The sequence below is a fragment of the Alkalicoccus saliphilus genome (genome assembly GCF_003044065.1).
GTDB classification, from domain to species: domain Bacteria; phylum Bacillota; class Bacilli; order Bacillales; family Salisediminibacteriaceae; genus Alkalicoccus; species Alkalicoccus saliphilus.
The window spans coordinates 21,529-47,493 of the sequence record NZ_PZJJ01000025.1; the positions used below are offsets into that span (position 1 = coordinate 21,529).

Annotated in this window: 22 protein-coding genes; 10 read left to right on the forward strand and 12 right to left on the reverse strand. The window is 43.7% G+C overall.

Annotated features, from left to right (window positions below; all coding sequences use genetic code 11):
* Positions 1-306: 306 nt before the first annotated feature.
* From C6Y45_RS13240 to C6Y45_RS13250, 3 genes are all read right to left on the reverse strand, one after another.
* Positions 307-1,119: a hypothetical protein gene (locus tag C6Y45_RS13240; RefSeq protein WP_107585708.1), complete on the reverse strand. Its 813-nt coding sequence runs from the start codon at positions 1,117-1,119 to the stop codon at positions 307-309.
* Positions 1,120-1,463: 344 nt separating this feature from the next.
* On the reverse strand, positions 1,464-3,554 hold the full coding sequence (locus C6Y45_RS13245) for an AAA family ATPase (RefSeq protein WP_107585709.1): 2,091 nt from the start codon (positions 3,552-3,554) through the stop codon (positions 1,464-1,466).
* A gap of 158 nt (positions 3,555-3,712) precedes the next feature.
* A complete protein-coding gene (locus C6Y45_RS13250; protein WP_160058380.1) occupies positions 3,713-4,129 on the reverse strand; it encodes a GNAT family N-acetyltransferase in 417 nt (138 codons plus the stop codon).
* A gap of 261 nt (positions 4,130-4,390) precedes the next feature.
* Here C6Y45_RS13250 and C6Y45_RS13255 point away from each other — a divergent pair, with 261 nt between their 5' ends.
* The 9 genes from C6Y45_RS13255 (at position 4,391) to sdhB (ending at position 12,194) form a co-directional block, all read left to right on the forward strand.
* Positions 4,391-4,765, forward strand: a complete 375-nt coding sequence (locus C6Y45_RS13255) for an ArsR/SmtB family transcription factor (RefSeq protein WP_107585711.1) — start codon at positions 4,391-4,393, stop codon at positions 4,763-4,765.
* Between the two features lie 65 nt (positions 4,766-4,830).
* Entirely contained in the window at positions 4,831-5,202 is a 372-nt protein-coding gene (gene arsD, locus C6Y45_RS13260) for an arsenite efflux transporter metallochaperone ArsD (RefSeq protein ID WP_107585712.1), read from the forward strand.
* 246 nt (positions 5,203-5,448) lie between these two features.
* Positions 5,449-7,212: an arsenical pump-driving ATPase gene (gene arsA, locus C6Y45_RS13265; protein WP_107585713.1), complete on the forward strand. Its 1,764-nt coding sequence runs from the start codon at positions 5,449-5,451 to the stop codon at positions 7,210-7,212.
* A 72-nt stretch (positions 7,213-7,284) separates the two neighbouring features.
* Positions 7,285-8,616 carry an arsenic transporter gene (locus C6Y45_RS13270; RefSeq protein WP_107585714.1) on the forward strand — a complete coding sequence of 444 codons (1,332 nt, stop codon included), beginning with the start codon at positions 7,285-7,287 and terminating at the stop codon, positions 8,614-8,616.
* 329 nt (positions 8,617-8,945) lie between these two features.
* Positions 8,946-9,377: a ferritin-like domain-containing protein gene (locus C6Y45_RS13275; RefSeq protein WP_107585715.1), complete on the forward strand. Its 432-nt coding sequence runs from the start codon at positions 8,946-8,948 to the stop codon at positions 9,375-9,377.
* 134 nt (positions 9,378-9,511) lie between these two features.
* Positions 9,512-9,964, forward strand: coding sequence for a MarR family winged helix-turn-helix transcriptional regulator (locus C6Y45_RS13280; protein ID WP_107585716.1), 453 nt, complete (start codon positions 9,512-9,514; stop codon positions 9,962-9,964).
* Between the two features lie 23 nt (positions 9,965-9,987).
* Positions 9,988-10,506 carry a spermidine/spermine N(1)-acetyltransferase gene (gene paiA / locus C6Y45_RS13285; protein ID WP_107585717.1) on the forward strand — a complete coding sequence of 173 codons (519 nt, stop codon included), beginning with the start codon at positions 9,988-9,990 and terminating at the stop codon, positions 10,504-10,506.
* Positions 10,507-10,526: 20 nt separating this feature from the next.
* Positions 10,527-11,150, forward strand: coding sequence for an FMN-binding negative transcriptional regulator (locus C6Y45_RS13290; RefSeq protein WP_107585718.1), 624 nt, complete (start codon positions 10,527-10,529; stop codon positions 11,148-11,150).
* Positions 11,151-11,432: 282 nt separating this feature from the next.
* A complete protein-coding gene (gene sdhB / locus C6Y45_RS13295) occupies positions 11,433-12,194 on the forward strand; it encodes a succinate dehydrogenase iron-sulfur subunit (RefSeq protein ID WP_107585719.1) in 762 nt (253 codons plus the stop codon).
* Between the two features lie 145 nt (positions 12,195-12,339).
* Here the strand turns inward: sdhB and C6Y45_RS13300 are convergent, their stop codons facing one another.
* Positions 12,340-13,209 (reverse strand): alpha/beta fold hydrolase, encoded by an 870-nt coding sequence (locus tag C6Y45_RS13300; RefSeq protein ID WP_107585720.1) that lies wholly within the window; start codon positions 13,207-13,209, stop codon positions 12,340-12,342.
* 203 nt (positions 13,210-13,412) lie between these two features.
* Between C6Y45_RS13300 and C6Y45_RS13305 the strand changes: the two genes are divergently transcribed.
* Positions 13,413-14,495: a ketopantoate reductase family protein gene (locus C6Y45_RS13305; protein WP_107585721.1), complete on the forward strand. Its 1,083-nt coding sequence runs from the start codon at positions 13,413-13,415 to the stop codon at positions 14,493-14,495.
* A 213-nt stretch (positions 14,496-14,708) separates the two neighbouring features.
* Here C6Y45_RS13305 and C6Y45_RS13310 read toward each other — a convergent pair whose 3' ends face one another.
* The 8 genes from C6Y45_RS13310 to C6Y45_RS17635 all read right to left on the reverse strand — a co-directional run bounded on the left by C6Y45_RS13310 (position 14,709) and on the right by C6Y45_RS17635 (position 25,645).
* A complete protein-coding gene (locus tag C6Y45_RS13310) occupies positions 14,709-15,893 on the reverse strand; it encodes an erythromycin esterase family protein (protein WP_107585722.1) in 1,185 nt (394 codons plus the stop codon).
* 208 nt (positions 15,894-16,101) lie between these two features.
* The gene (locus C6Y45_RS13315; protein WP_107585723.1) at positions 16,102-16,707 is read right to left on the reverse strand and encodes a TetR/AcrR family transcriptional regulator; all 606 of its coding nucleotides are present in this window, start codon (positions 16,705-16,707) and stop codon (positions 16,102-16,104) included.
* A gap of 178 nt (positions 16,708-16,885) precedes the next feature.
* Positions 16,886-19,474, reverse strand: a complete 2,589-nt coding sequence (locus C6Y45_RS13320; protein WP_107585724.1) for a PEP/pyruvate-binding domain-containing protein — start codon at positions 19,472-19,474, stop codon at positions 16,886-16,888.
* Positions 19,475-19,983: 509 nt separating this feature from the next.
* On the reverse strand, positions 19,984-21,660 hold the full coding sequence (locus C6Y45_RS13325; RefSeq protein ID WP_107585725.1) for a SulP family inorganic anion transporter: 1,677 nt from the start codon (positions 21,658-21,660) through the stop codon (positions 19,984-19,986).
* 175 nt (positions 21,661-21,835) lie between these two features.
* Positions 21,836-22,519 (reverse strand): potassium channel family protein, encoded by a 684-nt coding sequence (locus C6Y45_RS13330; RefSeq protein WP_107585726.1) that lies wholly within the window; start codon positions 22,517-22,519, stop codon positions 21,836-21,838.
* Positions 22,520-22,754: 235 nt separating this feature from the next.
* Positions 22,755-23,690 (reverse strand): endonuclease I family protein, encoded by a 936-nt coding sequence (locus C6Y45_RS13335; RefSeq protein ID WP_245922659.1) that lies wholly within the window; start codon positions 23,688-23,690, stop codon positions 22,755-22,757.
* Between the two features lie 438 nt (positions 23,691-24,128).
* Complete coding sequence (locus C6Y45_RS13340; RefSeq protein WP_107585728.1) at positions 24,129-25,067, reverse strand: endonuclease I family protein; 939 nt, start codon at positions 25,065-25,067, stop codon at positions 24,129-24,131.
* Between the two features lie 440 nt (positions 25,068-25,507).
* The gene (locus C6Y45_RS17635) at positions 25,508-25,645 is read right to left on the reverse strand and encodes a hypothetical protein (RefSeq protein WP_160058382.1); all 138 of its coding nucleotides are present in this window, start codon (positions 25,643-25,645) and stop codon (positions 25,508-25,510) included.
* Positions 25,646-25,965 lie beyond the last annotated feature (320 nt).

Here is a 25,965-nt window from a genome sequence, read left to right on the forward strand (position 1 = left end):
ATGAAAATTACCCGCTGCGTTTTTTTATGTGCATATATTAATAAACTTTTAATATAAGTGGATAAAGCTTTATCATAATTAAACTCCGTATACTACCGTAAGGGTTAAACGACTGACTAACATAATGCTTGCTTCATCAGTTTTTTTCTGAATGCGTTACCGGCTGTTTCGTAACTTTCCATTCAGCCTGGAAGCATCCAGCAACTCACTACATCCTCAATATAAAGAGGCAGTTCCCCTATTATCGGTATTTAAATTTAGTTCTTTAAACATTAAATGCTAGCGTATTATGTGCATTAAATTATTCTATGAAGCAAAAAGACGATTGGGTACGTTCTTTTTTTCTGTTGAGGTTCTCATATCTCTTGATGTTCGTTCTTTAGAAGAGTCTCGTACTACTGAATGTCCCGTCGATTCTCGTGTCCCCTCTAGATGTTGAGGTTCTCTCACTTCTTGCGCCGTTTCCTTTAAAGAAGTTACTGAAGAATCATTATGGCTTTGTTTTAATTTCACTTCCTCTTTTTCAGCTGTGACTTCTTGGATTGCAAGAGAGCGACTTAAATATCCTACAATAAAATATCCTACAACAATTGTAATAATAGGCATACCAATTATATTTCCTCGGATTATTTCAACATTTGTGATAGCTTGCAAAAATGAGAACAGCCCTGTTGTGAGCTCACTACTCCACAATTTGTAACCCATTGAAACAATAAAGAGAAAAATGCCCCCTATTACAGCCTTAGAATCGATGTTAAGTTGACTGATTAATAGACCTATCACTATACCCAAAAGTGATAGCAATGGACTGAATCCAAGTATCATAAATAGCCAGGTCCAGAAGACTATAATGACAACAAAATATCCTTTATTTTCACTTGTAGGGTCAATTCTAGATTCAAACCAATAGATCATTAGTAAGAATGTAAAAAGAATAGCATTTATAAAATGAAGTTCACTTAAAATTGCTGCCGTGTATTGATGTTCAAAACCGAATAAAAATGCTATCCAAACCAGTGCTTGACCAAAGGCCCATATAATGAATCCAAATCCTATCAGAAACGCAGTAATTAAAGTTATTTTTTCTAAGAAGCCTAAAACGTTGATTAATACTTTCATTTATTACCTCCTTTTTAATACTTATTTTAATAATTAGGTAAAGAAGGAAAATATTGATTCAATTGTGTTTTAATTAAAAAATCACTATCTTTCTTCATAAAATCATTAAATCTTTCATGAAAAATAAAAATTTAAATATTCCGTAAAAACATTAGATATGCTTACAAAATATAATTTCCGTTCCTAAATGAAATTTTGTAATTTGTTTAACTATTTTAAATACTACTTACTAACTGTTTCTGATTTTACTCTTTAAATCTAAATGATTTCATTTAAGAATTCGTATTAAACCATTTATATTAGCTTAAAAGTTATTATCCTGTTCAAAATTTCAGAGTAATTATTTAATCCGTTCTAATTGAAGTATGGCTTAATTGTATGTTTCGAAATGCCTTTTTCAAATCGCTTGCAATTATTTTGGTAAGCATTTCCTTATTCACGGTTGTGTTTTTCGATTCATCACTAATGCGAGAAAATTGGGCCTTTTGCACTTCTCCAACAAAATTACTAGCCCACCTGCCGTTTCCAGAGAAGGTAGAAACTTCTGAAAAAAGTTCTTCGATTATATCATCCTTTGCAGATGAAAAGTATAGATTGTTTTTCTTCAAAAGTAACTTAACCATATTTATAATGTCTTCCTTGGAATAATCTGAGAAATTGAAACGCCGACTAATACGAGATTCAAACCCTGCATTTGCTTTCATTAAATGGTTCATATCTTCTGTATAGCCGGCTAAAATAACTACAAGATCTTCTCGCATATTTTCCATTTCTGAAATAATAATATCAACAGCTTCTAATCCAAAGGTATCCCGGTAACCCCTATACAAAGAATATGCTTCATCGATGAAAAGTATACCTCCTTTAGCTTTGTTAAAGATTCCCTGAGTTTTTTTGGCTGTTTGACCTTGATATTCGGCAACAAAATCAGAGCGATTTGCTTCAATAAATTGTCCTGTAGATAACAAGCCGGAAGATCTGAAAAATTCTCCTAATATACGAGCTACGGTTGTCTTCCCAGTTCCAGGAGGCCCTTCAAAAGTCATATGTAACCTAGGTTTTTCTAACGAAAGCCCATGTTCAAAGTGAAGTTTTTCCACTTCTACATATTTTATCAACTCCTCAACTTGTTCCTTTATTTCTTTAAGTCCAATTAAACTATGGATATCCTTAAGAGCTTTCTCTTGAATTCCTTTCATTCCTTCTTGTTCATTCGGATGAAAATTTGCCCCAGTAGCATTGTTAACATCTTCAGCCACAATAAGGAGAGTATCTACTTTCCCGAATTCTTTTCCAATTCGAATATTTAATTGGTCAATAATATCTTCGGCTAAAGAACGCGCAGCACGGGCATTACCATAAACTGCCCCCTGCTCAGCCATATGCACCATTGCTTTTTGCAAAGCTATAGGAACGTTCTTATCAATATTGTAATGATTACTCAATAGAATGCGAACTACTATATTACCAAGCTGCTCAGGTGTATAATTTTGAAAAGTAAATGTGAATCGAATCCTCGACCTAAGTCCAGGGTTCGCATTTGTTAGAAAATATTCCATGTCGCTAGTATAGCCAGCGAGTATCACTACAATATCATCCCGATAATCCTCCATGTATTTCACCATTACATCTATAGCTTCTTTTCCGAAATCTTTTCCTTCACGAAAAAGAGCATAAGCTTCATCTACAAAAAAGACACCTCCTCTTGCTTTATCCATAGCTTGACGTGTCTGTTCTTCAGTCCTGCCAATATTAGAACTTACTAATGTAGAAGGGTCATGTTCGTGAACTTCATCCTGTTCAATTATACCTAGAGAATAAAATATTTTTGAAATTATACGGGCGACTTCCGTTTTTCCTGTCCCTGGGGGGCCTGTAAAAAGCATATGCATAGACTGTGTCACATTTTTTACCTTACCTGTATTAATTAGTTGACCTCTTAATTGTTGAATTAATTGCTTAACTTGTTGTTTAATATTCTCAAGACCTTCCAGGTTGTTCAGATGTTCCCAAGCTTGTTCGAATTCACCCCACCTGCTACGAATTTCAGGATAATTAAGGAAGATAATTTGATAGTTTAGTTTTTCTTTTAAAACAGGAGGCTTTTGTCCGTCAAGCGCAGCTCCCACAACCTCACCTAAAAATATTTTAAGATTTTCACATTCCAGAACTAGAGCGGGTGCTTTGGGAAGAGACCAATCCATTACTTCTAAAAAGTATGTAGCGATAACTTGAAGTATTTCTTTGCTATGATAATCTTTGATAGGGTATCCTGATGGCGTATGAATTAATGTATATACTCCCTTATAATAAACACAATGAAAATGCTCGATTTCAAAAATGAGTTCTGCAGTGACTGTCTTTCCCTTCACCTCGAAGTCTTCGATATCGTAGTAGAAACAGTTCACCTCGTAAATAAATGGTACTTGCTTCAAAGTAATACCCCCTATAACTCTACTAATTTATGTATAACATTATTATACATAAATTAGCTTAATAGTGGTTTTATTTCAAAATAAAGTAACAAAAAGATTGGAAAATTACTATATCAAGTACGTAAAAATTGAGGTCGCTACTTATAAATTTTCATGTTTTACCACTTTTCTTTAATATAAATATCGTAGTGATATGCCACTTCCCGCTCCCCCATCGACTCATACAGAGCAACGGCCGGCTCGTCCTCCGCTTCTGCCTGAATAAACACGGCGGAGGCTTCAAGTTTTTGAGCTTCTTTAATAAGAAACTCCAGCAGGTGCGTGGCAATTTTCTTTCGGCGGAATTTTGCGTCCACAGCGAGATCGTAAATATAAATTTCGCACGTTTCCCTCTCGAGCTTGTCCATCACATATGCCGTCAGTCCGGCAACTACCTGTTCACCGGATAAAGCAGTACATACGATGATGTCTTTTTTAGCCAGCTGCTTCAGAACATACTCATCCGACGGCTTATTTTCAAGATACATTTCTTTTTCATCAAATGCTTCCGCATAAAGTTCGTTCAGCTCCCTCACCTGCTTTAACCCCCTGCTGGTGCTCTTAAGACGCTGGAACGTGATCGACATAATAAAACACCTCACGATTCGATATAATTTTCCAACAAGCTGTGTAACAACAGTTCTCCTGCTTCCCAGTATATACCTAAATCATCTGCACAACACGCAGCTTTCCAAAAAGCTCGTTAAAAACAAATTCAAGTGTTTTTTATCAACGGTTGATTATATAACAAAACGATTATATACTTGATTTATTATATACGATAATGAGGTGAGGGAATGAAGAATCCTGATCTTTCTTCCTATGCAGCGATGCACAAAATGCTCGGAGACGAAAAACGTCTTCATACACTGCGTTTTTTATATGAGGCAGGCCTCTGCGTCTGTGATCTTGAAACGCTGCTCGACAGCAGTCAGCCCGCTGTCAGCCAGAGCCTGAGAAAACTGAAGCAGACTGGTATGATCACGTCCCACAAGCATGATCAGTGGCAGATTTACAAGCTTAACAAAGAATATGCGCATTACGACCAGCTCGTACAGATACTTCAAAACCTCCCTTCTGCCAAAGAGCAGGTGGATGAGATCACGGCCAGCGGCCTCCGAACACGCTGCTCTATTGAAATTACAGAAATTCGATTTCTCGAGAAAAGCTGATTCTGCTTCTATTTTCCTTAAGGCTGTATTAGTAAAATGAATGATTTTAAAGGAGGCACCATCTTATGATTAAAAAAGTTGAAATTTTCGATCCTGCTCTCTGCTGCCCGACAGGTGTATGCGGGACGGATGTCAATCCGGAACTGACAAAGATAGCGAGACTTGTGTCTGTTTTGAACAGCATGGGTTACGACGTTAAACGCTACAATCTCGCGCAGGAGCCTATGCCCTTCTCTACAAATTCTGAAGTAGTCAAACTGATGGAAAATGACGGAGTCGAGAGTCTGCCGGCGGTCGCTGCAGACGGCAAACTGACATTCAGCGGGCGCTACCCAACCGTGTCTGAATTTGCCTCCTGGTTCGATATCGAAGACGATAAGCTGCGGGAAAAGTTGAAAACACCAAAGAAAACGTTGAATATTTCTTTTAATAAATAAAATTCTTCATCAGATTTTTAAAGAATAATTTTCCATTTTATAAGGCTTTGGCAGAGTTCTCTGCTGTTATTACGTCCAACTCCGTTTTAACCGGGCCACCAAGGAGATTCCCAGAGCAGCCTGCGGCAGGATGAAAGCGGGAGCGGTATTAACAACCCCTATCCTTCCTGCTGTCTGCGAAGTTAAATTACGTTTAACTTCATTTAAAAAGAAATTTTGTTCAGATAATGAAGGAGGCCCCATACAATGAAACAATTAATGATCGGTGATTTTGTCGATACAAACTATTTATTTTTTACAGGAAAAGGCGGAGTCGGCAAAACATCAGCTGCCTGCGCGACGGCAGTATCCCTTGCGGACCAGGGAAAGAAAGTACTTATTGTAAGCACTGATCCGGCTTCAAACCTGCAGGACGTGTTTGGTACGACACTTGCCAATAAACCGGCCCCCGTCCCCGGGGTGAAAAACCTTTACGCTGCCAATCTCGATCCTGAGGAGGCTGCCGCTTCGTACCGTAATAAAATAATTGATCCCTACCGCAATACGCTTCCTAAGGCTGCACTGGACAGTATGGAGGAGCAGCTTTCCGGTGCCTGTACTGTGGAAATCGCAGCGTTCGATGAGTTTTCAACCCTTCTGACCGATGAAGACACAACCTCGGAATTCGATCATATACTCTTTGATACAGCACCGACCGGCCATACGCTGCGGCTTCTGCAGCTGCCAAACGCGTGGAGCGATTTTCTTGAAACAAACGACAACGGCGTTTCCTGCCTCGGACCGCTGGCAGGTCTTGCAGACAAAAAAGCGCTATATCAGAAGACGGTGGAAGCTCTTGCCAATCCGGAGCGTACAAAACTCGTCCTTGTCGCCCGTCCGGATGACTCGACATTGATCGAAGCAGGAAAAGCAGCGGAAGAACTTGAAGAAATCGGCATCCGCAATCAGATGCTTGTCGTAAACGGAGTATTTGAACGCTCTTCTGATGATCAAACAGCGATCCAGCTGGAAGCGATGCAGCAGGAAGCCCTGCAGTCCATTCCGGCCTATTTTGGCGACAAACCGACGTATCATCTTCCGCTTGTTCCCTACAACCTTACAGGCTTTCAGGCACTCCGTGATTTGTTTGATCCGGAGGCACTGGAGATGATAGAAGAGATCCCGGAAACAGAGCCGATCAAGCTTCCTTCCATCAGTGAGATGATCGACGACCTGTCAGCTAAAAAACAGGGAGTTTTCATGACGATGGGGAAAGGCGGCGTCGGCAAAACGACCGTTGCTGCGGCTGTCGCGGCCGGGCTTACGGACCGCGGGCACCGCGTCCTGCTCACGACGACTGATCCGGCGGCACACGTGGATCTTGTAATGGATTCAGACAGCGGAGATAATCTTTTAACCGTGAGCCGCATCGATCCAAAAAAAGAAGTCGAGAAGTACAAAGCGCAGGTGCTCGAAAACGTCGGTGAAGACCTGACAGAAGAGGAGCTTGCTTATATTAAGGAAGATCTTGAATCTCCGTGTACAGAAGAAATTGCTGTCTTCCGGGCATTTGCAGAAACTGTGGATCAGGCAAAAGATGCTTTTGTCGTTATCGACACCGCACCGACAGGACACACGCTGCTTCTCCTGGATGCTGCCCAGTCCTATCACCGGGAAGTCGAACGCACACAGGGTGATCTGCCGGAATCGGTCAAACAGCTGCTGCCCCGCCTCAGAAATCCGGAAGAAACGTTTATCAGCCTCGTCACGCTGCCGGAAGCAACCCCGGTCTATGAAGCAGGCCGTCTGCAGGAAGATCTCCGCCGGGCACAGATCGAACCGGCCTGGTGGATCATCAACCAGAGCTATCACGAAACCGGTACGACAGACCCGATTCTTTCGGGACGGGCCCATGCGGAAAGAAAGTGGATCCGCGAAGTACAGGAATCCTACTCCCGGAAAACGTGTATCATCCCGTGGCAGGCAGATAAGGTAAAAGGTCTGGAACGTCTGAAAACATTAATTAAATAACCATTATCCACCGCGGTCAAAACGGAAAAATTCGTTTTGACCGCACCCGTTTATTAGACTGGAGGAAGTTTTATGCTATCTATTTCACTGGCAGTGATTATTTTTCTTTTTACATTATACTTAGTGATCAGGCAGCCGAAAAATATTGGTATCGGCTGGTCGGCGAGCATCGGTGCCGTACTCGCACTCCTTGCAGGAGTCGTTAATTTTGCGGACGTTGGTGAAGTAACGGGTATTGTGTGGAACGCGACATTAACGTTTATCGGTATCATTATTATCTCTCTCATCCTGGATGAAATCGGCTTTTTTGAATGGGCAGCTTTACATATGGCACGCGTTGCCAAAGGAAACGGCGTGAAAATGTTTGTTTTTGTTTCTCTTTTAGGAGCGGTTGTCGCAGCTTTCTTTGCTAATGACGGTGCGGCACTTATTTTAACTCCGATCGTTCTCGCGATGGTACGGGCACTGAATTTCAAGGATGCGATGATTCTTCCGTTTATTATGGCAAGCGGGTTTATCGCTGATTCCACGTCCCTCCCGCTGATTGTCAGTAACCTCGTGAACATTGTATCTGCCGACTTTTTCGGCATCGGGTTTATTGAGTATGCTTCTGTCATGATCGTACCGAACTTTTTTGCTCTTTTTGCAAGTATTCTCGTGCTTTATATTTATTTCCGTAAAGACATACCTAAATCGTACGACATGTCAATGCTTCCGAAACCGGCAGAGGTTATTAAGGATCACAAAATGTTCCGTCTGTCCTGGGCTGTTCTCGGTGTGCTCCTCGCCGGCTATTTTATCAGTGAATTCATCTATATCAGTAACCCGGTTACAGGGGAATCCATGACGTTCCCTGTTTCCTTTGTGGCTCTGTCGATTGCCGGGTTCTTCCTGATTATGGCGAGCCGCAGCCATGCAGTCGATACGACGAAAGTAATGAAAGGTGCCCCATGGGGGATTGTCGTCTTCTCGATCGGAATGTATGTTGTCGTATTCGGACTCCGAAACGTCGGACTGACGGATGTGCTCGCAGGGGTCTTCCATAATGCCGGGGATCAGGGACTGTTTATCGGTACGATATCGATGGGCTTCATTGCTGCCTTTCTTTCCTCCGTTATGAACAATATGCCGACGGTGATGATCAATGCACTTGCCATTAACGATGCAGCGTTAACCGGCACGATGGAACAGGCTTTCATTTATGCGAATATTATCGGATCCGACCTCGGTCCGAAGATTACGCCAATCGGTTCCCTCGCTACGCTTCTCTGGCTCCATGTACTCGCTTTGAAAGGCGTAAAAATCAGCTGGGGCTACTACTTTAAAGTGGGGATCGTCATTACGATTCCAACATTGTTTATTACGCTGACAGGACTTTATTTATGGCTGTTGATTATTGGATAAGGCAACAAAGAAAGAAACTGCATTAACAAAAGGGTCAGGACCATCCTGAACCCTATTGTTCCGTAGTGTTGACTCAATTTCATCACTGCTTAATTTCTAAGACCTCCTGAATCGTTTCTTTTCACCTGGCTCGAAGAAAGCTTTTATCACAATCATTTTCGCAGCCAGAATATTATTTCAGGTGATATATTACAATTACCTTATCGACGAATTATCTCTTCCGAAAAATTGTTTATGAAATTTATTCTTCTATAAAAGGTTTAACCTTTCTATATTGTGGAAAGCATAATATGTAGGCAGTTATAACTAGAAAGGAAGGGATAGACGTTATGGATCAAAAAATGCAGGAACTAATTGATGGTTTAAATGAGGATCTGGCGAACGAATACGCCGCGATTATTATGTACACGTATAACGCTTCAGTAGTCTCCGGACTTTTCCGTTCGGTGCTGAAACCGTTTTTCGAAAGCGAGGTTGCGGATGAAAGCACCCACGCTCTCTATTTATCCGAAAAAATTAAGACGCTCGGCGGCACGCCGACAACGACACCGGCGAAAGTTGAACAGGTAACTGAAGTACGGGATCTGCTCGAACAGGCAAAAGAAGCAGAAATCGCAACGATTGAACGGTATGAAACACGCAAAAAGCAGGCTGATGACCTGAATCTGACCGAATTGGTCGTTAAACTCGAAGACTTTATTACCGATGAAACCGGCCATAAAGAGGAAATCGAACGGCTGCTTCAGGACAGCCGTCTGTAATTTAATAAAAGCTGCATCCCGCCTTTTCATAAGGCGGGATTTTTTTATAGAAAAAATTTTCTTTTTTGTTGCAAATGCAACAAAAAACATTTATATTTAAGCCAGAAGCTGAATAATTCAGAAAGGAGTCAATGATGACAAACATACTCCGCGAAATAGGCATGATAGCAAGAGCTCTCGACTCTATCAGTAACATTGAGTTTAAAGAGTTCGACCTTACAAAAGGTCAATATTTGTACCTCGTACGAATCTGTGAAAATCCAGGGATTATCCAGGACAAGTTAGCCGAAATGATAAAAGTGGACCGTACGACCACCGCCCGCTCCGTACAAAAGCTGGAAATGAATGGTTTTATTGAAAAGCAGGAAGATCCGCATAACCGGAAAATTAAAAAGCTCCTCCCAACTGAAAAAGGAAAGAAGGTTTATCCAATGATTATTAGAGAAAACGATTTTTCCAACAGTAAGGCGTTGGAGGGATTTTCGAAAGAGGAAGCAGATACCTTGTTCCACCTTCTTCAGCGGACAAGAAAAAACATCGAAAAGGACTGGGAGTATGTAAAAAAAGTAAACAAAAGAACTTATTGAGCTTTCAAAAAGGAGCTGTTGGTATGTCTGTAATGTTAAAAAAATGTACGCTGGATGATGTATCAGAACTCGAGAAAATCAGCCGGGAAACGTTTTGGGAAACGTTTGTGCATCAAAACTCTGTAGAAAGTATGAATCAGTATCTCGATAGGGCATTTCATCCCGGCCAGCTGAAAAAAGAACTGGCCCACAGCGGAAGTCATTTCTTTTTCGTTTATGCTGATAGTGAGATCGCCGGCTATTTAAAAGTGAATACGGACGAGGCCCAGTCGGAAGAAATGGGCGCTGAATCTTTGGAGATTGAGAGAATTTACGTGAGAAATAAGTTTCAACAGCTCGGTCTCGGCAAATATCTATTAAATAAAGCCATCGGCATGGCTGAGGAGTTCAGAAAACGTACAATATGGCTAGGAGTGTGGGAAAAAAATGACCGGGCGATCCGCTTTTATGAGAAAAAAGGATTTGTTCAGTCAGGCTCGCACTCTTTTTACATGGGAGAGGAGGAACAGATCGACCTCATTATGAAAAAATCAATCGAATAGTATTTTAAGAGGAGGATCAGATGTATATTCCGAAATATTTTAAAGTCGAAAATACGGATGAGATTTTGGACTTTGTCGAGCAGCACTCTTTTGGCACGGTGGTCACTACCGATCAGGGAAAGCCGATCGCCACGCATCTGCCGCTGCAGCTGGTAAAAGAAGAGGAGTCGTATTTTGTAACAGGACACGCGGCTTATGGAAACCCTCAATGGAAAACACTCGAAGCGAATGAGGAAGTACTGGTGATGTTCCAGGGTCCGCACGCTTATATATCTTCTTCCTGGTATGAAAAGGAAAATGTCCCGACCTGGAACTACCAGGCCGTACATATTTACGGTACAGCCACCCTTCTAAACGAAGAAGAATTGAAAAAAGACCTGGCCAAGCTGCTGGAAAAATTCGAAAAACAGCGTGAAAATCCAGTTTTATGGGAGAATTTGTCTACTGAGTTACTTGAAAATCAGCTGAAAGGAATTGTCGGATTTAAAATTAAAGTTCACGACATTCAAGCTGCCTACAAACTTAGTCAAAATCGTCATACAGAGGATTATGAGAATATTATTCACCAGCTGTATAAAGAAAAGAACCCTTCTTCGTCTCAGGTGGCACGCTCGATGGAGAAAAACTTTAGAGAGAACAAATAATTTTTCAGGGTTAATATGTCGGCCATATTATAAATACTGTCTCTAAAATGCTCCCCTCCTTCCATTAGAGCTGCACCACGTTATCGGTGCAGCTTTTTAAATTATTATTCTGTTTTCATATATATCTGCGCGCCGACTTCCTCGCTGCTGTACGTCATTTAATGACACATGAACCCGTGCAGGTGAAAAATTTAATTAGAAAGACTCCAGGAAAGTCATGGTACAATCAAAGTGTAATATAATGGAAGCGCTTAATTCTTAGAAAATAAGGAGGGGCTTCAAATGGCAGAGAATAAAAAGGTGCGTTTTATCATCGAAAGACAGGATGATCCGGACAGTAAGCCGTACATGCAGACGTTTGAAGTGGACTATCGCCCGAGTATGAACGTGATCACTGCTTTAATGGCAATCCGCACTTACCCTGTGGATGCTGAGGGTAATAAGACGACTCCGGTAGCGTGGGATATGAGCTGCCTTGAAGAAGTCTGCGGAGCTTGTTCCATGATGATTAACGGGACAGCGCGGCAGTCATGCACTGCTCTCGTGGACAAACTCGACCAGCCTATTAAGCTGGAACCGATGAGAACCTACCCTGTTGTGCGGGACCTTGTTGTAGACCGCTCCAGTATGTTTGCCTCCCTCAAGAAGTTAAAAGCATGGATTCCTATTGATGGTATACATGACCTCGGACCAGGGCCGAGAATGTCAGAGAAAAAACGCGCATGGGCGTATGAACTCTCCAAATGCATGACGTGCGGCGTGTGCCAGGAAGCCTGCCCGAACGTAAATGACCGCTCCAATTTTATCGGACCCGCCCCAGCTACCCAGCCACGTCTTTTTAACGCGCACCCTACAGGGGCAATGAACAAAGCCGAGCGGCTTCATGCCCTTATGGAACTCGGCGGCCTGCAGGGATGCAGCAATGCGCAGAACTGTGTGCGTGTCTGTCCTAAAGGTATTCCACTTACCACGTCGATAGCAGCCCTTAACCGCGATATGATCATTCAGTCTTTCAGAGACTTCTTTGGCAGTGACAGCGGCTGAACTGTCCTCCCCTGCTAAATCCACCATCGGAACCGCCTTCATTTTTCCTGCAGACAGGCCGTTGCCCCTGCCCCTCATTAGTTAAAAAACAGTTCCTAGTATTCTGCAAAATAACCTTTCGTTTTAACGATGTGTTTATTATTATTCAAAGCTTCTGTTCATGATCCTTTAAAAAAGCAAGCAGCTTTTCATCGACCTCCTCCGCCCTATCTCCGAGCCAGATAATGTGCCCCCACGAATCGAGAAGCTCAACAGCGGTATGTGGTATGTGGGAAGCGGCGTGCTGTGCATGTTCCACCGGGACGGAGCTGTCAAAACGGCTGTGCATAATAAGCACCGGACTGGAAATGGCTTCGAGCTGCTCCACAGTAATCATCTTCGTCTGCTCCAAATCTATGAGAAATCCTTCTCCGGATCGCTGGCGCCGGTTCATAGATGAGAGAATCAGATGGTCGCCCCGGCCGATACGGTCCGACGCTTCCGCGTATGTCAACAGACTGAAAGAAGAAAACATCTGTTTCAGCATAAAGCGTGGGAACAAGCTGCTTAAGGAAGCAATCAGCTGCCAAGTATACTTTTCTGTTTTAGGATGAAACAATATGCGTGCAGCCTTATATGTTCTGTCTTCCGGTTTCAGCCATTCTTTAGTCACCGCCGACTGAAGGGTAAGCGAACGGACAAGTTCCGGAAATGCCGCTGAAAATGCAATTCCCGTTGGCCCGCCTGCGGACGCAGCCACGACATGGACCCTGCCAACTTTCAGATGCTGCAGCAGTGCTTCGTAGGCACGGCATGCCTCCTGCAAGGTGCGGACGATGGAAGCCGACGTTCCGCCATAACCTGCGCGTGACGGGGTAATTACAGAAAAACCGCTGTCGATAAGCGGCTGATAGCCTGCTTCCTCAAAACAGCTGGAATGTCCTCCGTGAAACATCAGCAGCGGAATTCCTTCTCCGTGAATCGTGTATTCAATGGTCCAGTTTTCTTTTGTAAACGTGCCGTAGACAGATCGCATTTAAACCCCTCCTTCGTTGTTTAACTCATTAATCTTCTTAAATTATGCGTCATGATGCTCCCATTCATTTACTCCCTATTTTATCACGAAATGACCGTACTGGATTTCCACTCCCCTTCCGGCTGCCAAGTTTATCTGCCCTTTTCCTGCTCATGTGAATTTCCGCACTGTTTGTATCAAACGTATAAAGGAGTGATCCACAAATGAAAAAGAAAATTTTAATCTACGGTGCCGGTCCGTTTGGAACTTTGTTTTCAGAAAAACTGACGAGAGCGGGACACGATGTTTCTCTGCTGGCCCGCGGGAAGAGACTGGAAGAGCTGAAGGAGCACGGAGTGGTTACGGAAAACAGCTCGACCGGAGAGCAGACAGTGACTCACGTAAACATCGTTGAAAGCCTGAAAACAGACGATTACTACGATCTGGTGATTATTCCAATGCGGAAAAACCAGGTGATTGATATACTGCCGGCTCTTGCTGCTAATAAAAACATTCCGACTTATTTATTTATGATGAATAATGCTGAAGGGCCAAATAGGCTGACGGAGGCTCTCGGCAAAAGCCGTGTGATGATTGGTTTCCCACTTCCGGGAGGGCACCGGAAAGGCCACGTGATGCGGATGCTGCCTGTGAACGAAAAAAAGAAATGGACGATTCCAGTAGGAGAACCTGATGGATCCGTTACGGAAAGGACGTGCGAAACTGCAGACATTCTCGAATCAATGAGCGGGTATCGTGTACAGATACGAAAGGATATGGAGGACTGGCTGAAATGCCACGCGGCGTTTGTCGCCCCTGCTTTTCCTCCGGCTGTCTATGCCGCGGGTACCGATTTAAACCGTTATGCCAATACGCGGGACGCAAGGGTTTTAACAATCAGAGGAATAAGAGAAGCTCTTCGTGCTTTACGTGCCGTTAATGTTAAAATGACTCCGGCTTCTGTCTCCCATATGCTGGAATGGCTCCCTGAACCGCTTTTAGTATTCTATTTAAAAAAGGTTGTAAAACTTCAAGTAGTTCAGGTTTCATTCGGCCACCTGGAGGCGGCTCCTGATGAATTGAAGCATATTACCGACGAATATTTTGCGTTAGTCCGGCCCGGGGCAGTACCTACTCCGGTGCTTGATGAGCTGTACAAATACTACAAAGGAGAAGCTTCTCTCCTGCCGGAAGGAAGCCGGGACATTCCATTGAACTGGAAAGGCATTTTGTGGACAGCTGCCGGTGTAATAACTGTCTGCATCGGAGCAGTACTTCTCACCTGCCGGAAACAATCCCGCTTTTAACATAAATATTAAAAAAAGCCCCCGAATCCGGATTGGAGGCTTTTGGCTGCAATTAAAGTTCATTGCTTGTTTCTCTGTACCGGGTGATCTATAAATTTCCCCGATACGTTCAAAGAGACAATATGTCTTTCTTTGATAAGTCAGGCGTCTAATATCCTCTTGTGACAGCACCGCATGCTCATACCCTGACAGTTCAAACTCCCGCCGCTCTTTTTACTGCTCAAAATAATCGGGAGCCTGAACATGCCTGATAAACATCAGCGCATCGTACGCACTTTCCGGCTTCAATGTTTCCGGGCCGAGCTCGGTTATACCCGACTCCAGAAAGCGCCACTTTGTCCGCTGCCATGAAGAAGTTTCATCTTTTCGAACCGGCAGGAAAAGCTTTTCTCCTCCCTTTTTCATAAGAGCTGCTTCCATGTGCCTGCCACCAGGAATTTTCACTGTTTTTTCTTCTCTCAGCTGGGAGGCATACGTTCCGCTTCCGGCATAATAGCCAACGGTCAAACTCTCCTTTCCATAATGCTCCTCCACCCAGTGACCGAGGGATTTCACACCGAGCAGTTTTGCTGCGGCGGGCTGATTTTTCCGCACATGAAAGTTATGGGCCCAGACGATGATTTTCGCTCCCGGCTTGTGCGTTTCTTTCAGCCACTTCAGATTTTCAAACATTCGAAAACTTCGGTCCACTCCGGAACTGAGAGCCTTTTTCTGACTCAGACGCAGCCAGTGGATACGGTTCTCGATGCCACGGGACAGAAGTGTATACATCTCGGGGAGATTTTCCTTTTCAATTTGATCTTTCTGCTTTTCCACCAGCTTCTGCATTACTTCGTATCTTTCAGCGACCTGTCCCATCCGGTCTTTCAGCTGCTTCGAGGCTCTCCCACTCTGGCGGATGACGTCATCAATTTCAAAAAATAATTTTTCACAGTGGTGAAACGCTTCAGCGGTTTCTTCGTCCACAGATGTTTCCATCCAGTCCCTCAGCATTTCAGACAGTGGGGTGTACGCCGGCTGAGGATCGATCCCTGCAACGGTTAAAGACTCCGTCCATGCTTCGGTAAACAGCGGCTGCATTTCTTTCGTATGGTAAATATCCAAAAAGCAGTCCTGAAGCCGTTCCTGTATTGATTTGTCTTTGTAAAAAGGCTCGGACAGTGCCGTTTCCATAAAACTGTTTTCAAGAGCCAGCATGTTAAAGTCATGTTTTTCATGAAGGTAGCGTATCAGCCCGATTTTATCCGTAAAGTATTCCGACATCCCGTGGGAACTTTCTCCGAGCAGGACGATGGATTTATTATTTACATACTCATCCAGCACCGCGTAACCGGACGGGCCGTTAATTTCCACGGTCTCTTCGATGATCTGCTGGACCTGTTCTTCCTTTTTGTTCATTGGGTGTTTCCTCCTCTTTTCCGCTGCTTATAAGCTTACGACTGATGTTATCCTCATGTGTAGGGTCAGTACAGCCGGGAGTGAACTACAGGCAGTTCATTGTAAATCCCCCTCATCATCCAGAAATTATTAAATTATACTGCCCAAGATCATGAGAAAAAAACGGCGGGTAATGAAGTCTTTTCTCCTGCTCCAAATTTTGATTGACTTACTTGTTAACGACGCCATTCAAATATAAATCATAAAACTGCCTTAAAAACTCTTTCAGATCCACTTTCTTATCGTAATAAGGAGAGCCATGAAGTGAACTTATCATCGCCTGCCGCATAGCTACGGTATACTGAATCAAAAAGTCTGTGTCAATATCCATTCTAATCAGTCCGTCCACCTTAGCCATGCGCATTAATTCCTGATATTTGGGCAGACGCCTTTCCATAACCCACTGCGTATAAAGAGCGACCATTTCCGGATAGTCTGTCTGCAGTTCTTTAATAAAGTCCGATTGGAATATTTCTTCGTACTCATCCAGGTCAAAGACACTCATAAAAGATTCATAGGTGAGTTTATCCCGTTTTCCTATTTCCACGATATTCTCCAGTTTGTGTAGATTTTTCTTAAATAATTTTTCAAGAACATGTTTGATCAGGTCCTGCTTATCTGAAAAATATTTATAATATGTCGCTTTACTGACTTCAGCTTCACGCGTTATTTCTTCCACCGTAATGGAACGCACGCCTTTACTGAGAAATAATGTTTCTGCGGCAGCTAAAATTTCTTCACGTTTTTTTGATTTTCGAATAGCATCCTTCGGCATTTCCGGCAACCTCCCGCTGCTTTCTTCTCGTCATCTTTCGTTCGTTTTCATCCATTTCAGCATGAGCTGCTTTCATAATATCACAGGTTGAAGCTGAGAAACGGCACTGCAGGATCCGGGAAACACTAGTAATTTAAGATAATTTTTATATCCTCAAACAGGAGGCCTGATTATACATTTATACGCCTTCTGTTTCTTCAAGCAGCAAAACTTGCCCGGAGTTTCCGTTAATCGTTACCTTATCCCCGGTTTTTAATTTTTCACTTACCCGCTCAATTCCACTTACGGCCGGAAGTCCGTATTCCCTCGCAACGATCCCTCCGTGGGAAGCAGTACCGCCTGTTTCCATAATTAAAGCTCCTGCAGTAAGAAATAAAGGGGTCCAGCTCGGATCTGTACTGTGCGTTACGAGGATTTCCCCTTCTTTTAACTTAGCTTCTGCCGGATCGTGGACGACACGGACGGTGCCTGTGTATTCCCCTGAAGAAACAGGAATGCCATGCAGTCCGTCTTCACTGCTTGAATAAGCGCTCTCATACAGGCATTCACCTGTATTGGTCATAAACCGCGGTACGGTTTTTAGTTTCTTCTGTTCATGTAAAGTTTTCTTGCGTTCTTCCACCAGTTCAAGCAGAGGAGCTGAAGGTTCTTTTACTTCCGCCAGTTCCAAATAAAAGACGTCGTCGACTTCCTGAATAAATTTCCTTTCGACGAGCTCCTCACCGATTTCCTGCAGAAGTTGACGGATCAGGGCAAACGAGCGGATTAAATCAAACTTCGGTCTTTCGCGCAGACCAAGAGTTTGACGTAAATACCGGCAGTCTTTTTCCATTTGTTTCGCAGCCCGGTTCCCCTTTTTCTCTTTCACTTTTCTGACAGTCGAGGATACAGCCTCGTCTGCACTGTTATGATGTCTGCTTATTTTAGATGAAAGAGTCTCTTCATCCATTTTCATATACGTCTCAAGCAGATTCATAATATAGTCCGGTTTTTCTCTCCAGTTCGGATGCCCGACGTCCAGTTCGACATTCGAGCGGTGCCCGTAATTTTTTAAAAACTGAATAACAAAAGGGTGAGTCTTGCTGAGGTGTTCCCCATTCTGTTTGACTTCGTAAGCTATTTCCATGAGCCGGAATCCCATGGCAGAAGTAGGACTGTTTGGGAGACCTTGAATGACGGGATCTAAATAAGCTTCACTTCCCAGCCATTTTCTTAATCGTTTTCTTCCCCGCTGATCCGCTTTAAATGCCGGGATAAAATAAGCGCACTGATGTATGATTACTTTCATCGCACGTTCCATAATTTCTTCAATGAGCTCTATTTTTTCGGCTGGAGTTTCTCTTGTCAGCGCTTTTCGATTCATTGTTTTCAAATGGTTTTCCGCTAAGGATATGCTTCGTCTTTCTGCATGCTGCGGCTGTATGAACGCCCCTGCTGCTCTTGCTGCAAACCGTCCTGCTGGCAGAAGGGATTTAAGAGGAAGCGGCAGTTTACTTTTCTTTGAAGTAAGCTGTCTCTTATTTCGATCCACGAATTCCATCAGCACTTTTCCTGCAACCGGATCTCTATTACTAATATTTTCAGCTATTTTCCGAGCACGTTTCGGCTTTCTTATGAGTTCGGTAAAGTCCCAGTAGATTCTGCCGGCGGCAGTTTTGAATCCACGGGGCCGTTTCTCCGCGTTTATACCAACTGCTTTTAATGCTGCCCACATTTCCAGCCCCATCGGCGTGAAGGGCTCACTGATTCCCTGCGCCACCCGGGTAAAGGAAAAGTATAAACGCAGCCCATGCTTCTCTATATCGTCATTTTTAACCGGCATAGGATGAAGACCCGTGACAGGCCTCGCCTGCACAATGTACGCCTTCCCCCCGCTCATCACCCATTCTGTGTCCATAGGCTCCCCGTAATACGTATCAACTGCCTGAGCCATATTAAACAACTGCTTCAGATCTTCCGGATTCAAACTTTCTTTCTGCTGAAGCTCCGGCGGGACAGCTGTTCTTACATTACTGCCGTCTGATCTGATAATCTGTGTTTCTTTTTTCTCAATGACAGAAGTAATCAACTCCCCTGTTTTTTTGTCGAGTACAAATTCATCCGGGGTGACTATTCCGGAAACTACCGCCTCTCCCATCCCCCAGGAAGAATTAATGTACAGCTGATCACGCCGGTTGTTTACAGGATTAACTGTGAACAGCACTCCCGCACAGTCACTCGGAACCATCGTCTGCACGACGACCGCAAGAGAGAGTGATTTAAACTGCTGCGAAACACCATGCCTCATTCTGTATGAAACAGCCCGGGCATTCCACAGTGATGCCCAGCACTTTTGGACAGCTGACAGAAGATTCTTTTCTCCACTGACATTTAAATAACTGTTATGCTGCCCTGCAAAAGACATCTCCGGTAAGTCCTCCGCTGTGGCAGAGGAACGGACAGCTGTTAATGGGACATCCAACGTGTTGTATGCCTCAACGATTTGTGAGCGCAGCCCTTCGGAAACAGGCGCCTGAGTGATAAGCTGTTTAATTTCGTCTGATACTTTTTCCAAAGCGTTCATGTCATCTGCCGACACACCTTCAACCAGAGCGGCAATCTTATCCTGTAATTTGTTTTCTGCAATAAACTGATCGTACGCTTTTGTCGATACAATGAATCCGTCAGGAACCACCAGCCCTCCCTGAGTCATTTGGATCAGGTTCATCCCCTTGCCCCCAACGTCATGCAGAGCAACCTTTGATGGCGTGGAAAACCGAGTAATCATTTCTGTTCTCCCTTCTTAGAAAATACTTAATATAAACGATTATATATCAAATCGTTCAATTAATGAAGTTATTCAGCTTATATAATTGAACTAAATAATATATTTCGTTCATAATTGTTCATTGGAAGGTTCCTTAGCAGCGGACTGGCCAGCCGGACCGGACTTTTTAATCATTATAGAAGGCTGTATTCACTTTAGCGGAGGTCGATTAATCATTATAGACGTATCTTTAATCATTAGTGGGTTTATTAATCTTTATAAACAGCTTTTAATCATTATAAGCTCTCTTTCAAAAAGAATTAATCAGCATCCCCGCTTCATTAATCACCATAAAAGAGGCTGCTACCTCACTTCGTTCACAAAAAAGAAGCTGCCCTCTTATACTGGACAGCTCCTCAAACGCCTGCGATATTCACTAATTTTCAATATAAAAAAACAGGAACAAAGTATTTTTAAAAATGCTTTCTGCTGGGAGTATTCACAGAAACACCCTTCTTTTAGGAAACACTCTAGATCATGTAGTCGTGCTCGGCCTGGTGCACTTTAACGTAGTGGCTGAGGGAATCGGTCGTGACCGCCTGAGCGGTGCGGCTGCTCCATCCGGCTTTTCCCACGAGATCTGCGACCGTACCTTTGACATTAACGAAACGAAGAGTGATTTCACTGTCGGTATCGTACTTGGAGATCAGCCGTTCGAGTGCTGCGATCCCCATCGTATCAATATCGTTTACCCCGCCCATATCAATCACCACGTGAAAAGGCTCCCGGCTGTTTGTCGTTTTATCATAGATCAGGGATTCGATTTTCTTTTCGACATATTCCACGTTGGAAAAATGCAGCCGGGCATCGATCCGGATTAAAATAAACTCCGGTATGCGCACGGCATGGGTATAGCGCTCAACGTCCACGTAGCTGCGGCTTTTCCCGTCCCATCCGAGCTCCACAATGCGCGGGTGCGAAATACGGTCCAGTAAAATAGCCAGGGACACACCGACTCCGACGAGAAGCCCCCATTGAATACCGATCAGAAGCGTCGCCAGAAATGTCACGATCCAGACGACACCGTCGGACTGTTTTACAGCGAGCGTCTGACGGAGCGTCCGGATACTGATAAGGCCAACGACGGCAGCAAGAATAATTGCGGCAAGTACAGCCTGCGGCAGATAATAAAACACCGGCGTGAAAAACAGGAGTGTAATAATGACACCGGCCGCGGTAACAATCGCTGAGACCTGCGATACGGCTCCGGTACGGTGATTGACCGCACTCCGGGAAAAGCTTCCGGTAACGGCATAGGCGGAGAAAAAAGATCCGATGACATTGGCACTGCCGATGGCACGGAGTTCTTTATTCACATTCAGCGGCGGACTGTCTTTTCCGGCGAGCGTTTTTGTAATCGCAAGCGACTCCATCATCGCGATTAAAGCAATTGTAAGCGCCGTCGGCAGAAGCATCTGCAGCGCGGAAAAATCCAGTTCAGGTACTGAAAACGCCGGAAATCCCTGCGGTACCTCCCCGACAACAGCGACTCCGGCAGCCGGTAGATTCCAGGCTGACGCAACCATAATGCTTCCGAAAACGATCAGCAGCGGTACCGGAATACGGCGCGTCATTTTTGGAATGACAACCAATAGTAGAAGACTAACCAGCCCGACAGCCGCTGTAGGCCAGTGAATCCCGCTGATATTTTCCATAAAAGCAAGAAACAGCGGAATCAGCTGGTTTTCGCTCGGCATATCAATACCGAAAAAATTGCCAAGCTGGCTGAATCCAATAATAATCGCAACGGCCGAAGTGAAACCGCTGATGACACTGGCTGATATGAATTTAATGAGTGCTCCGGCGTTCATAAGACCGAGTGCGAGCTGCAGCACGCCGACCATGAGTGTAAGAATAAGGACGAGTGTGATATAGCTGTCTGTCATCGGTTCGGCAAAAGCAGAGACCCCTGAGAAAATCAGTATGGAGGCCATCGCTACGGGGCCGACGGCAAGGTGTCGCGATGTGCCGAGAAGAGCGTAAACGATGAGCGGCAGTGTTGCAGCGTACAGCCCCATCACCGGCGGGAGGCCTGCCAGCAGAGCATAGGCCATGCCCTGAGGAACGAGCATAATCAGGACGGTGAGTCCCGCCGTGACGTCCCGCCGGAGACTGACGGTGCCGTAGTTTTCAGGTAGGTTGAGCAAGGCGGAGGCCTCCTTTCGAGCTTCATTTTAACGACGGGCCGGCATGTCTTATACCGTGTTATTTAATTTCTCCCCTTAACATAATACTATTTGCAAAGAAGATATAGTTTTAAACCAGTTTTGTTTATATGTAAAGACAGCGGGTGAAAGCCATCTTTTCTATGGACTGTCAAATTTACAAGCCTTGATTTTCAAACCTTGCCAGGTCATCTTTATGTCCCATCACAATCAACAGGTCGTCTTCTTTGATTTTGTCGTCCGGACGGGGAGCGATGTTCATTTTTCCACCGTTTTTCATAGCAAGAACCGTTACTCCATATGTGGCTCTTAAATGCAGGTCGGCTAATGACTTTCCACTTACTTTTTTCGTGGCGTACAGCTCGACGATGCTGTAGTCGTCTTCCAGGTCGATAAAGTCGATCACTTTATCGGACGTCATTTTCTGGGCGATACGCTTTCCCATATCAAATTCAGGGTGTACGACAAGGTCCGCTCCGAGTTTATCCAATACTTTCTGGTGATACGTGTTCTGGGCTTTCACCCAGATTTTTTCGATGCCGAGTTCTTTTAAAAGAAGCGTTGTTAAAATACTTGCCTGAATATGATCCCCAATAGCTACGACAACGTGATCAAAGTTACGGATACCAACATTTTTGAGAGCTCCTTCATCCGTTGTGTCGATCTGCACCGAGTGGGTGGCAAACGCAGCGTATTCCCTTACTTTATCTTCGTCAAAATCGATGGCCAGTACTTCATGACCCTGGGCATATAATTCTTTACACACACTGCCTCCGAACCTTCCAAGTCCTATAACAGCGTACTGTTTATTTTTCTGCTCTTTCTTTCTGCGTTTTTTCATTATTACATCCCTCCAGAACTTGACATCTGTTTATTAAACCAAGCGAGTGACTCATTCTTCCCGCCGACTGCCAAACAGTCCGTCTGCCTATAAAGATGCTGCGCTGTTTAAAGCACTGCGGATCGAAAAGGTCTCATTTGACCGGGATTAATGAACTGCTAAATAAAAACTACTCCTCTCCCGCCACTTTGTCAATGTATGGTAATTTACAGACGAAGAGGCCGCTTATGATTAATTACAGAGTCCACCAACCTGTTTTTTCCGCCAGTTCCGGAAAATCGATATAAGGATTTCTATTTCCCTGAATTTCAAACACTGCTTTGTTTCGGTGTTTTTCATACAAAGTTACAGGGAACTGACGGTGCCATTTCAGGAGCAGCTGGAAGTTAATTTTCTTTCTGAACCTTTTTTCTATCACTCCCGGGTACCGAAGCAAAAAATATAACGTCGCTCTGGCAGCTATTCCTTTTCCATACTCCGGTTCAAAGCGGCTGATACCATCGTACACACCGCAGTCCTCGTACTTCAGAACAGATTTGGATCCTTTCGGAAATTCATGGTAGAAAAAATTGGAGCGCACCCTGTTGCACTTTGGCTCACACGTAAACATATGATGAAGGTCGCCCTTCATAGGTTCTGCCGCCCGGTACCAGGATTGGGGAACGACGTGCTCCACGTTAAATTTATGCTGTCTGGATATGAGGCGGAGATGCTTGATCAGCTCCGGGTCCGCGTGTTTCTGAGCTTCTATAAGCTCCCTATACTTTTCAAAGCGCTGCGAAATAATTTCAAAATCTTCCATTATAACATTTTCCGGACTCGCATGTTTTCCCGAATAAATATTTTTCAATTCCCCATACGGCTGCAGGTCAACCCACGTATACAAGTATTGATCTTTACTGATATAGTACGGCTGTCTGTATTTATGTGTTTGGTGAAGAGTTTTCTTCAACTGTCCTAAAGATTCTTCCTTCTCTAAGTAAATACCTCGGTAATACTCTTCCAACCACAGCTGGTCCTCTAATTCATCGTAATACAGTTCCTTATCGGACAATATCCGCCGCTGATTTTCTTTACATTCTTTTACGAGCAGATCCGAATTGACCTGCTGCATCAGCCTCAGCTCATCCAGATGGTTTTGTAGTATATCATCGTTCGCGATTCTCCCCAACTCCTTTCCTAAACAGCTCGGAGAGATTTTTTGAAATTTGTTCATAAAATCCTATTCGAAAAATTATTTGCCTCTCTATTAATTAAAATATTCTCCTATACTCTAAGATAATTACATAATTCTGAGCTTTTCGACCTCAAGAATTTTGATAGAAACACGGGAGCAGCACACCAGTTCCGAAAAGAATAAGGGCCCAAATCATTCTTAGAGATTGGAAGAAACCCCATTCCTCCGTGTATTCAACAAGAAAATCTGTTAGAAATATGGATTTATCCACTGGAATGAGCTGGAGGAGACAAACCATAAGCGTAAGCACGAGGACGAGTGTCAAGGTAGCTGTCAACCGATTCAACGGAAAAAATAGATGTGGAGGTCATCGCCAGTAGCGATGCGTGCCCAGAAGACCGTAGACGCTCATCGGAAATTTTGTTTTCAGTTCTACAGCAGAGTATACAGTGCAGGATTTTTCGTCAGTTCCGGGAAGTCTATAAAGGGATTTCTATTCCCCTGAATTTCGAAAATCGCTTTATTTCTATGCTTTTCATACAATGTAACTGGAAATTCATTGTGCCACTGCAGCATTAATTTCCGGTTAATTAACTGTCTGTAGCTTTTTACAATTCTGTTTGGATAGCGCAGTAAGAAATAGAGGGTAGCTCTTGCTACTATACCTTTGCCGTATTCAGGCTCAAAAAGACCTGTTTCATTATGCAGACCGCATTCATCATATATGTTTAAAGGTTTCGCTCCTGCAGAAAACTCATAGTACGGGTAGTTGGAACGTATACTGTTACATTCCGGTTCGCATGTAAACAAATGATGCAGATCCCCTTTCATAGGCTCCTTCGCTCTAAACCAGGATTGCGGCACTACGTGTTCCACATTGAATTTATACTGACGGGAAATACTCCGGACCTGGTTTTTGACCCTCTTGTTTTTCGAGTACCTTTGCGCTACGACCAGCCTGCGGTACTTTTCGAAACGTTTATAAATGGTTTCAAAATCTTCCTTTATGGCTTCTTCCGGGCTTTTTTCCGTTCCCGAATAAATATTCTTTAACTTTCCGTACGGCTGAAGATCCACCCACGTATACAAATACTGATCTTTACTGACGTGATAGGGATTTCTATATTTATGTGTGGCGCCAACAAGCTTTTTCATCTCAGAGAAAATATTGGGGAAACTGCTTTTTCCAAAAGAAATATCACAGTAATAATGGTCGATCCATGATTGATCCTCTTCTTTATTGTAGTATATTTCTTCGTTGGACATGATCCGCTGCTGATTATATCTTAACCCCTCCACCAGGACGTCAGAATCGCATTCCTTCATCCGTTCCAACTCTTTCAGGCGGCTCTGCAGTATATCACCCGTCATTATTCATCCCAACCTTTTCTATGAAATAGTCGATACATCTAGTGTATCCTGCTTTACAGACGAAAACTATATGCATTCTCATTCTCATAAATATATCCTACAGTTTGCCACTACTACCCCAAAGCGGAGGAATACATTAACAGTTATTATAATCGCCTACCTCCCAAAAACTGCTTTTATTTTTTCTACTTCCCGCCTGTCAGCACAAGATATTTTTCGGCAAGCGGAGGCAACCTGCAGAATAAAATAGAAGTTCAGCACCTGCACAGGAGGACGTATTTACACACCCGTCCATGGTAACATCATGGCATAGAGTTCGATGAAAGAAGAAAAAATCCCTCCGTATGAAGTGGTTCTACGGAAAGGACGGATGATATAAAAGAACGAAGGATAGAAAAGTAATTTATCTACGTATCTTTCGGTTTATTTATAAGGCTCTATTAAAGCTCCGGGTTGTTATTTAAGGTTGCCTGCAGCTCTTTACACCTGCCGCGGAGAAAGCTGAGAATCTCCTCCACGGCAAGCCTGCCGGTTGGAAGTGAAGTTTTTTTCCTGGCATCAACAGCGAACTTTAACATAGCTATTTATAAAGCTTCCAGAGCAATAAAGTCTAAATATGCCACTACTGCTGTAAGGAGCAGCATAGGTGAAATGTATAATAATGCTGCTCCTGTAACGAAGGCCGTTTGAAGTAAGTCTTTCTGACGACCCCTTCCCTGATTCTTCAGGGCTTTTTTAGTAAAAGCTGCTGCCTGAAGAATTACTACAGTCTGATACTCTGTCAAGAAACTAGACACGTATAATTGGGATTTGATCGTTTCTTCTACCGCGCTCTCGCTTGGTGGCATTCGATAGACAATCAGGGAGACCCTGAATGTCTATCGAATGGACAGATGAG

What these genes read in the sequence shown, in the direction of transcription:
- C6Y45_RS13240 (WP_107585708.1), bottom strand. Translation starts at nt 1,119, where the DNA reads ATGAAAGTATTAATCAACGTTTTAGGCTTCTTAGAAAAAATAACTTTA.
- C6Y45_RS13255 (WP_107585711.1), top strand. Translation starts at nt 4,391, where the DNA reads ATGAAGAATCCTGATCTTTCTTCCTATGCAGCGATGCACAAAATGCTC.
- arsD (WP_107585712.1), top strand. Translation starts at nt 4,831, where the DNA reads ATGATTAAAAAAGTTGAAATTTTCGATCCTGCTCTCTGCTGCCCGACA.
- arsA (WP_107585713.1), top strand. Translation starts at nt 5,449, where the DNA reads ATGAAACAATTAATGATCGGTGATTTTGTCGATACAAACTATTTATTT.
- C6Y45_RS13270 (WP_107585714.1), top strand. Translation starts at nt 7,285, where the DNA reads ATGCTATCTATTTCACTGGCAGTGATTATTTTTCTTTTTACATTATAC.
- C6Y45_RS13275 (WP_107585715.1), top strand. Translation starts at nt 8,946, where the DNA reads ATGGATCAAAAAATGCAGGAACTAATTGATGGTTTAAATGAGGATCTG.
- C6Y45_RS13280 (WP_107585716.1), top strand. Translation starts at nt 9,512, where the DNA reads ATGACAAACATACTCCGCGAAATAGGCATGATAGCAAGAGCTCTCGAC.
- paiA (WP_107585717.1), top strand. Translation starts at nt 9,988, where the DNA reads ATGTCTGTAATGTTAAAAAAATGTACGCTGGATGATGTATCAGAACTC.
- C6Y45_RS13290 (WP_107585718.1), top strand. Translation starts at nt 10,527, where the DNA reads ATGTATATTCCGAAATATTTTAAAGTCGAAAATACGGATGAGATTTTG.
- sdhB (WP_107585719.1), top strand. Translation starts at nt 11,433, where the DNA reads ATGGCAGAGAATAAAAAGGTGCGTTTTATCATCGAAAGACAGGATGAT.
- C6Y45_RS13300 (WP_107585720.1), bottom strand. Translation starts at nt 13,209, where the DNA reads ATGCGATCTGTCTACGGCACGTTTACAAAAGAAAACTGGACCATTGAA.
- C6Y45_RS13305 (WP_107585721.1), top strand. Translation starts at nt 13,413, where the DNA reads ATGAAAAAGAAAATTTTAATCTACGGTGCCGGTCCGTTTGGAACTTTG.
- C6Y45_RS13310 (WP_107585722.1), bottom strand. Translation starts at nt 15,893, where the DNA reads ATGAACAAAAAGGAAGAACAGGTCCAGCAGATCATCGAAGAGACCGTG.
- C6Y45_RS13315 (WP_107585723.1), bottom strand. Translation starts at nt 16,707, where the DNA reads ATGCCGAAGGATGCTATTCGAAAATCAAAAAAACGTGAAGAAATTTTA.
- C6Y45_RS13320 (WP_107585724.1), bottom strand. Translation starts at nt 19,474, where the DNA reads ATGATTACTCGGTTTTCCACGCCATCAAAGGTTGCTCTGCATGACGTT.
- C6Y45_RS13330 (WP_107585726.1), bottom strand. Translation starts at nt 22,519, where the DNA reads ATGAAAAAACGCAGAAAGAAAGAGCAGAAAAATAAACAGTACGCTGTT.
- C6Y45_RS13340 (WP_107585728.1), bottom strand. Translation starts at nt 25,067, where the DNA reads ATGACGGGTGATATACTGCAGAGCCGCCTGAAAGAGTTGGAACGGATG.
- C6Y45_RS17635 (WP_160058382.1), bottom strand. Translation starts at nt 25,645, where the DNA reads ATGTTAAAGTTCGCTGTTGATGCCAGGAAAAAAACTTCACTTCCAACC.